The sequence below is a fragment of the Nocardiopsis sp. FIRDI 009 genome (assembly GCF_003386285.1).
Classification (GTDB): Bacteria; Actinomycetota; Actinomycetes; order Streptosporangiales; family Streptosporangiaceae; genus Nocardiopsis.
In genome coordinates, this window is sequence record NZ_QPNC01000058.1 from 1 (window position 1) to 1233 (window position 1233).

General features: G+C 71.0%; 1 protein-coding gene. It reads right to left on the bottom strand.

What is annotated here, in order from left to right; genetic code table 11:
• The coding region (glyA, locus tag DVR05_RS26445) for a serine hydroxymethyltransferase (protein WP_232832361.1) at positions 1 to 1233 on the bottom strand (1233 nt) is incomplete at both ends.

A 1233-nucleotide genomic window follows, 5' to 3' on the forward strand; every position in this document is an offset into this window, starting at 1 on the left:
ACAGGTTGGGGTAGAGCGGGTGCTTGTCCGTCAGAGCCCGCACCCGACCCCGCAGGGCCCGGGCGTCGAAGTCGGGCTTGAGCGCCTCGGCGACGATGTCGGCGACCTCGGTGAAGTCCGCGGCCTCGAACCCGCGCGTGGCCAACGCCGGGGTGCCGATCCGCAGACCCGAGGTCACCATCGGCGGACGCGGGTCGTTGGGCACCGCGTTGCGGTTGACCGTGATCCCCACCGAGTGCAGCCGGTCCTCGGCCTCCTGGCCGTTGAGCCGCGCCTCCACCAGATCCACCAGGACCAGGTGCACGTCGGTGCCCCCCGAGAGCACCCTGACCCCGATCTGGGCCATGTCCGGGCGGGTCAGACGGTCGGCCAGCAGCCTGGCGCCGGCGACCGTGCGGCGCTGGCGCTCGGCGAACTCCTCACCGGCGGCGACCTTGAGCGCGACCGCCTTGGCGGCGATCACGTGCTCCAGCGGGCCGCCCTGCATCCCGGGAAAGACCGCCGAGTTGATCTTCTTGCCCAGCTCCTTGGTGGCCAGGATCAGACCGCCGCGCGGACCGCCCAGGGTCTTGTGCGTGGTGGTGGTGACCACGTCGGCATAAGGCACCGGGTTGGGGTGCTCGCCGGCGGCGACCAGGCCCGCGAAGTGGGCCATGTCGACCATCAGCAGCGCGCCGACGGAGTCGGCGATCTGGCGGAAGCGGGCGAAGTCGAGCTGGCGCGGGTAGGCCGACCAGCCGGCCACGATCATCTTGGGCTGGTGTTCCTTGGCCAGGGCGGCGACCTCGTCGTAGTCGACGGTGCCGTCCTGGTCGCGTACGTGGTAGGCCACGGCGTTGAGGATCTTGCCCGAGTAGTTGATGCGCATGCCGTGGGTCAGGTGCCCGCCGTGGGCCAGGTCCAGGCCCAGGATCGTGTCGCCCGGCTTGAGCAGGGCGAAGTACACGGCCGTGTTGGCCTGGGCGCCCGAGTGGGGTTGGACGTTGGCGTGCTCGGCGCCGAACAGGGCCTTGGCGCGGTCGATCGCCAGCTGCTCGACGACGTCGACGTGCTCGCAGCCGCCGTAGTAGCGGCGCCCGGGGTAGCCCTCGGCGTACTTGTTGGTCAGAACGGTGCCCTGGGCCTGAAGGACCGCCCGCGGAGCGAAGTTCTCCGAGGCGATCATCTCCAGGGTGTCACGCTGGCGCTCCAGCTCGGCGTCGACCGCCGCCGACACCTCCGGGTCCAGCTCGC